This is a genomic window from Pseudoalteromonas rubra, from assembly GCF_000967655.1.
In the GTDB taxonomy this organism is placed as follows: domain Bacteria; phylum Pseudomonadota; class Gammaproteobacteria; order Enterobacterales; family Alteromonadaceae; genus Pseudoalteromonas; species Pseudoalteromonas rubra_A.
The window spans coordinates 58,660-65,621 of record NZ_JXYA01000023.1 but is presented as its reverse complement, the minus strand read 5'-3'; the positions used below and the strand labels follow the sequence as shown (position 1 = coordinate 65,621).

Here is a 6,962-nt window from a genome sequence, read left to right as displayed (position 1 = left end):
ACATACAACACCGTCATCCCGCCCAGCGAGCCGGGAACTATTAGCAGGCCATTCAGAAAAGCAAGTTATATGCACCGCATTTACATACCACACTGTCATCCCGGCCAGCGAGCCGGGAACTATTAGCAGACCACTCAGAAAGTCAGTTATATGCACCACATCCACATACTACATCGTCATCCGGTTCAGCGAGTCGCAACACCAAGTCACAGCCAATAAAAAAGGGCTAAACCCTAAGGTTTAGCCCTCATTATAAAGCCTGGGGAATGTTGCTTATTGAGCCTGTGCGTTCAATGTAACGCCAGAGAAAGTTCTGTAAGCGTTAAGACCGAAGTACCAGGTACCCGCTTGCGGGTTAGTGAAAGTACACGTCTCTGCATTGCCACCTTTATAAGGACGGCAGTCATAGCTAGAGCTGGTAGGTGCACTACCTTGCTTAACGAACAGGTCAGCGTCGCCTGTACCACCAGAGATGGTTACAGTCAGGCTGCTCATACCCGCAGGTACGTCTAGTGACTTCTGAACCCAGCCACCTGTGCTTGCAGACAGGTTAGACTCAGTCAAAGAAACCGGGCCAGTAGAGCCACCTGCTGTTTCAGCTTTCAGGCTAACACCGCTGTATGCCGAGTAACCGCGCATCATTACGTGGTAAGTACCAGCAGATGGGTTATCAATGGTACATACTTCGTTGTTACCACCTTCGTATGGACGACAGTCGTAAGTTGTCTGAGTCGGCTGAGCGTTTGCACGTACGTACAAGTCAGCATCACCTGTACCGCCACTCATAGTGAAGGTGACTTTGCTAACACCGCTGGTGACGTCAAATGTGTAGAATGTTTCGCTGCTTGCGCCGCCAGACAGGCCAGTTTTAGCAACGCCATCTTCCAGCTCGTTACCGCCAGTGCCGTTCAGCGCTGCATCTACCGCGGCTGACGCATCAATGATACCAGTACCACAGCTTGTACAAGTCGCAGGGAAGCTACGTGTTGTGTTCTTCAGAATGCTTTCTACTTCATCAGGCGTTGCAGTAGGTTTAGCTTGCTTGATAAGCGCTGCTACACCCGCAACGTGTGGTGCCGCCATTGACGTACCTTGTGAGTAAGCATAGCTGTCGCTTGAAGGCGTGTTGCTGCCTGCGTTGTAAGTAGACAGAATACCCTCTGGGTCGTTAGCGAAGCTTTGAGCACCACCTGGCGCTGCAACGTCGATGTTTGAACCGTAGTTTGAGTAGTAAGCACGGCCACCGTTACGACCTACAGACGCAACGTTGATGATGCCAGAACAGTTACCTGGGTTGTAGTTTGCAGAGTTGTCGTTGTCGTTACCTGCTGCAATAACAATAGTGGTGCCGTTTGCGCGTGCTGTGTTGATCGCATTTTGCGTGGTAGAGCTACATGCACCGCTGCCACCTAAACTCATGTTAATGACGTCAGCTGGGTTTGCGTTGGCAGGCGCGCCAGATACTGAGCCACCTGATGCCCAGACAATCGCGTCTGCGATATCTGAAGTCAGACCACCACACTTACCAAGTACACGAACCGGTACAACTTTCGCATCGTATGCAACCCCGGCAACACCTTCACCGTTGTTAGAAACTGCTGCAACAGTACCCGCTACGTGCGTACCGTGCCAGCTTGAGTCACGTGCGCTGTGAGTGTAACCACACTCGTTGGCAGACACTGCATCACCCGGGTCACGTGCATCGCTGTCGCGGCCGCCGCCATCGTTTGCAACAGAAATGTCAGAGATCATGTCGTAGCCTGGCAGGATGTTCGCGCTCAGATCAGCGTGAGGGCGGTAACCCGTATCCAGTACCGCAACAACTACACCGTCACCCGTTGCTTTGTCCCATGCTGCTGGAGCGTTAATACCGCCAGCTGCTTCAAAATAGTGCCACTGATCTGAGTAACGCGGATCGTTTGGTGTCGCGAACGGCTGTAGCATTTGGTCAACTTCGATATATTCGATGTTACCGGTTGCTGCCATTTCCTGCATCAGGCTTTGTGCTTCTGCCGGAGTTAGCTTTTTGTCAACACGCATAACGTGGTGGTTGCTCAGTGCCATCTTACGAACGTACTTAGTTTGTAGTGAAGATTTTTTCTTGCTTTTGAAGTTCTTCACGAAACTTTGAGCGCGTGAGTTCATCATGGCTGGTGACATATCAGCGCCAGAAACAGACATAAGCTGGTTGCTGTTGTCTTTGTACTTGATGATGAACTGCGTACCGGCTGTGTTTTGGCTCTGCATTTTCTGGCTTAGTTGCGCCATGCTTGCGCTGTTGTTAAGTGCTTCAACGTTATTAGCCATAGCAGTAGAGGCGGCAAACATGCCAGACATTGCCAGCGCTACCGCGCCGATTTTTAGGTTACGTGTTGTCATTCTTAGAATTCCCTAGTTTCTTACTTGTTGTTGTTCTGTTTGCGTGTGCAAGCAGATGGTTATCGAAGGTAAAGAGTTGGTTAAAGTATTTAAAGTGCTGTTTTGTTATTTACACTATTGTTTTAGTTATAAGCGGATGGCTAGATAGTTCGTTTATTGCAATAATCTGTTGTTTTTATTGCATAATTATTCTTTGTTACAGGGTGAGGTATGATTTAGTTAGTATTGTAAATGATTGTAAATGGTTAATATTTTATTACTACTTGTGATAAATTTATGTGCCTTTGTTTGCTAAATAATCGCATTACTCCACCTCCAGGGCATAAGTTGATATAATAAGCGCATAACTTTTTCAGGACACAATATACAATGTTGAACTTTGATGTGGTGATCATCGGCGCGGGCGCGGCTGGCCTGATGTGCGCGGCACAGGCCGGGTATCGGGGCCGCAGTGTGGCGGTGGTCGATATGGGCAAAAAAGCTGGCCGAAAAATACTCATTAGCGGCGGTGGTCGTTGCAATTTTACCAATGAGGGTGCCACACCACAGAATTATTTATGCGCAAACCCGCATTTTGTGAAGTCCTGCCTGAGCCGCTATACCCAGCACGACTTTATTGAGCTGGTGGACCGCCACGGCCTGGCTTATCATCATAAAACCCTGGGGCAGCTGTTTTGTGATAACAGCGCGCAGGACATAGTTGATATCTTGCTAACCGAATGCGAGTGGGCCGGGGTAGAGCTGTTTCTGCGTAACGAAGTCATTAAGGTAGAGCGCACTGAGGACGGAGGCTACCTTGTTACCACCTCAGAGCAGGTATTCAGTTGTGAGTCTCTGGTGGTGGCCGCAGGTGGCCTGACTATGCCCAAACTGGGTGCCACCCCCATTGGCTACAAAATTGCCGAGCAGTTTGGCCTGAAAGTGCTACCGACTATGGCAGCGCTGGTGCCCTTTACTTTGCACGACCACGACAAAGCCCGCTTTGATGGCCTGGCCGGCGTCAGTTTACCCTGCACAGCACATAGCGAAGACGGCACCCGCTTCAAAGAAAACCTGCTGTTTACCCATCGTGGCCTCTCGGGCCCGGCAATTTTGCAGATCTCCTCGTTCTGGCGTGCCGGGCAGGGCGTGATTGTGAACCTGTTGCCAGAGGTTGATATGCAGGCACAATTGCACGACTGGCGTCAGGAGCAAGGCAGTAAGTCTCTGAAAAACTTACTTAGTACAGTGTTACCTAAGCGTTTTGTCGAGGTCTTGATCAGCGAGCAAACCGTCCCGGATAAAAATGCCAACCAGCTCAGCCACAGCGAAATCGAAACGCTGGCCCACGCGCTGCACCACTGGCACATCAAACCCAATGGCACAGAGGGCTACCGCACCGCTGAGGTTACCTTAGGCGGCGTCGACACCGACGAACTCAGCTCCAAAACCTTCGAAGCCAAAAAGGCCCCGGGCCTGTACTTTATCGGCGAAGTCACCGACGTCACCGGCTGGCTGGGTGGCTACAACTTCCAATACGCCTGGAGCTGCGGCTGGGCATGCGGACAGGCGTGTTAGGGTATGAAGAAACAATAAGGGAGGCTGCAAGGCCAGCGCCTTTCAGGCGTGCCAGGTATCGACCAGCGCTTTGCCAGCCTGACTGAGCCTGTATTGTTGCAAACGGCTGGTGGGTTTATCTGGTAACGTCATTTCTATCAGCCCGTGCAGGAGTGCGGGTTTGAGGTAACCAGCCTGAAAAGACTTGCGATCTTTCAGCAACAGGGCCTGTTGCAAAGTATTTCTGTCTTGCGGCACCTCATGCTTTGCCAGCAACAACAAAAGCCGCTTGACCTGAGGTGTTACCTGTAAGCTAATCTCGCGGGTATCATGAGGGGTATCATGAGGGGTATCATGAGGGGTATCATGAGGGGTATCATGAGGGGTATCATGAGGGGTATCATGTGCGCTGAGTGTTTCCAGGATCACTTGCAGCATAAACTCTATAAATGGGGCCGAGTCGGTTGCTAGGTTACTTTGATTGATTGCCTGATAGTAGGCTTCCTGGTGATGATGGATAATGCTTTCTACCGGGAGCTGGCCGAGTGTATCGTGCCATTTGCTCAGAATTAACGTTTGCCACAGTCTGCCCATGCGGCCGTTGCCATCACTAAATGGATGAATAAACTCAAACTCATAGTGAAACACACAGCTTTGAATTAAAGGATGTTGGTCGGTGTTGTCAAGCCAATCAAATAGCTCAGTCATCAGGCCCGGGACCCTGTCGGCCTGAGGGGCCATGTGAACAACCTGGTCGCCTTTCATTACGCCTACATTGCCTTTTCGGTATTGCCCGGCATCACCAATCAGGCCCTGCATGAGCACAGCATGAGCCTGCAATAAATGTGCGTGATTGAGGGGATCCCACTGGTCGAAATACTCATAAGCCGCTATCGCATTTTTTGCCTCTAAAATATCTTTGGGCGGCGCAATAACTGGCTTACCAGCCAAAATAGCGGTGATCTGGGCTTCGCTCAGCGTGTTTCCTTCAATTGCTAATGAACCCTGAATGGTTTTAATGCGGTTAATACGCCTGAGCCTGAGCGCGTTGCGCTGCTCAATCGCTTTTAAGCGACCAAGTTGCTCACTCACCGACGCTATCAGGTTGACGATGTTTGCCGTGAGCGTAAAAGGGGGCGTGTAGCGTTTACTCATTTATACCAGTAACCCTTCGCTGCGTGCCTTGTCTTCATTTAATACAAAGATATGGCTATCGCGGATACACCAGAGCGTTTTTAGTCGTTTCAAACTCTGTCTGAACTTTTCTGTGAGTGGGGGTAAAAATTGAGTTGGGACCTTAGGGATCACCAGCCGTAACTGCAAGGATGTGTGCTGCCAGTCCATCGCTTTATGGTTAGCCGGCAGCTCTTGCTCTGCGTCCGGGTTTCTTTTCAGATAGGCCATCACTTGTAATAACAGCGCGTTTTCAAATTTTTCGAGGATCTCTGCCCAGTAATTGTCATAATCTGGTTGGCTTGAGGCTTTTGGAATGGAGGATTTTGCTTCTACAACAAACAGTTTTTGTTCGCAGAGATAAGTAAATTCAACCATTTTAAAGCCGTTCCCCAGAGATTTGTGACCCTGAGAATGCTCTATCTGGTAGCAGTCATCTGCTGTAAAGTCGCCAAATTCCACACCGGATTCGGAAATCCTGATCATACCGACTGAACTCCCTCAAACTCAGCTTCAAATAAGCGAACCGACTCGTTGATGATTTCATTGTCTGGCAAACCATCTTTCAGCAAACAAGATTGTTGCCAGGTGCCATCTGTGGCGTTGGCCATAAATGTTGGGATTGGCATCTGATGTGCCTGCGCAATCAAAACCAGTTTTTTAATCACATAATAAGAATGCGTAGCAAGGAAAAACTGGATCCCAGCCTGCGCAAGCACAGAGATAATATCCAGCAATTCAATGATGGCGGTGGGATGCAAGGCAGACTCAGGCTCGTCAATAAACACAATCGAGTCGCGGTCTAAAAACCGATTGCCCAGTAAGGTATCCAGAATCGCGATTTTCTTCACACCTTCTGCGGCGGCCATTATGGAGAATTTGGTGTTGCCTTTTTTATACACCCAGCTGTTACTTTTACCGTCAAATTCAACCTTGCCGGAAAATACGTTTTCCAGCCGTTGCCGGGAGTCGGCAAACGCTGAATGATTACGTCCTCTTTGTGTGGGAATTTTTAATGCCGCGACCAGATCAGAGTAAGTGGCATCGAAGCCAAAGATCTTGTCAATTTCTGTGGTCTTATAAATTACATCCATCAAAGACAGCACTTCTTTGGGCGGCAAAAAGACCGAGTTAGAACTGCGTTGCGACAGGTTATTATGCGTTGGGCTGACCTTTTTGGTGGTGTCTTTACCAAATCCGAACATCAGAGAACTGTTGTCTGCCAAAGAAATACAGGTCATCAGGCGCTTACTGTCGCCTTTGGTCACTATGTCGCCGATTTTATCTACCTGAAACGTCCAGTAGAGCTTTTCGCTCAGCACTTCAGCAAAGTCCTGATAACTATTGCCTTTATTGGCCTCTTCATGGCTGCGAATGGCACTGTACAGCGCTTTCAGCAAAAAGGTTTTACCCGTACTGTTTTCGCCCAGGATCAGGTTGATCTTCCCCAGTCCCTGGCCCTGAGCACTGACGATGGGGCCGTAGTTTTCTAGTTTAAAATCGTGGATCATAGTGTTACCTGTCGGATAATTCGTAACTTACTGCACAGTCTAAAGTTATTTTATCTAAAAGCAATTTAGCAAGGTAGATAGTGTGGTTTTGGGCCTAAAACAGCACTGGGTCTGCACTTTGTGGGTGAAGCTGCGAAGTCACCGGCTGGGTATGCGGACAGGCATGCTTGGTATTGAACACCCTCCGTTTGGATTACGATCAGTACCTGGGAAGTGTTGTGCTAATTTATCCCATTGCTCAGGTTGTGTAGCTTTAGCAAAAGCGGTCACATCTTAAGTGCAAAGTGCCAACTCTTTGTTGTACTTGTTCGACTCGCCTAGTAACCAGCCTTGAGACTGCATTTAGTTGAGGATGTCGTTTTG

5 protein-coding genes are annotated in these 6,962 nt (G+C 49.2%); 1 reads left to right on the top strand and 4 read right to left on the bottom strand.

Annotation, left to right across the window (positions count from 1 at the left end; translation table 11 throughout):
* Nucleotides 1–273 precede the first annotated feature (273 nt).
* Nucleotides 274–2,379: a S8 family peptidase gene (locus tag TW77_RS11470; protein WP_046005113.1), complete on the bottom strand. Its 2,106-nt coding sequence runs from the start codon at nt 2,377–2,379 to the stop codon at nt 274–276.
* Nucleotides 2,380–2,748: 369 nt separating this feature from the next.
* On the opposite strand from TW77_RS11470, the gene TW77_RS11465 reads away from it, so the two are divergent.
* The gene (locus TW77_RS11465; RefSeq protein WP_046005112.1) at nt 2,749–3,936 is read left to right on the top strand and encodes an NAD(P)/FAD-dependent oxidoreductase; all 1,188 of its coding nucleotides are present in this window, start codon (nt 2,749–2,751) and stop codon (nt 3,934–3,936) included.
* A 42-nt stretch (nt 3,937–3,978) separates the two neighbouring features.
* Here the strand turns inward: TW77_RS11465 and TW77_RS11460 are convergent, their stop codons facing one another.
* The 3 genes from TW77_RS11460 to TW77_RS11450 are packed head-to-tail and all read right to left on the bottom strand — an operon-like array spanning nt 3,979 to nt 6,599.
* Nucleotides 3,979–5,070, bottom strand: a complete 1,092-nt coding sequence (locus TW77_RS11460) for a Fic family protein (protein ID WP_046005111.1) — start codon at nt 5,068–5,070, stop codon at nt 3,979–3,981.
* A complete protein-coding gene (locus TW77_RS11455; RefSeq protein ID WP_046005110.1) occupies nt 5,071–5,574 on the bottom strand; it encodes a hypothetical protein in 504 nt (167 codons plus the stop codon).
* Nucleotides 5,571–6,599: an ATP-binding protein gene (locus TW77_RS11450; RefSeq protein WP_046005109.1), complete on the bottom strand. Its 1,029-nt coding sequence runs from the start codon at nt 6,597–6,599 to the stop codon at nt 5,571–5,573. The genes TW77_RS11455 and TW77_RS11450 overlap by 4 nt, the downstream gene beginning before the upstream one ends.
* Between the last annotated feature and the right edge of the window lie 363 nt (nt 6,600–6,962).

Excerpts from the sequence above, each read along its gene's own strand:
- TW77_RS11450 (WP_046005109.1), bottom strand. The coding sequence starts at position 6,599 with ATGATCCACGATTTTAAACTAGAAAACTACGGCCCCATCGTCAGTGCT.
- TW77_RS11470 (WP_046005113.1), bottom strand. The coding sequence starts at position 2,379 with ATGACAACACGTAACCTAAAAATCGGCGCGGTAGCGCTGGCAATGTCT.
- TW77_RS11460 (WP_046005111.1), bottom strand. The coding sequence starts at position 5,070 with ATGAGTAAACGCTACACGCCCCCTTTTACGCTCACGGCAAACATCGTC.
- TW77_RS11465 (WP_046005112.1), top strand. The coding sequence starts at position 2,749 with ATGTTGAACTTTGATGTGGTGATCATCGGCGCGGGCGCGGCTGGCCTG.
- TW77_RS11455 (WP_046005110.1), bottom strand. The coding sequence starts at position 5,574 with ATGATCAGGATTTCCGAATCCGGTGTGGAATTTGGCGACTTTACAGCA.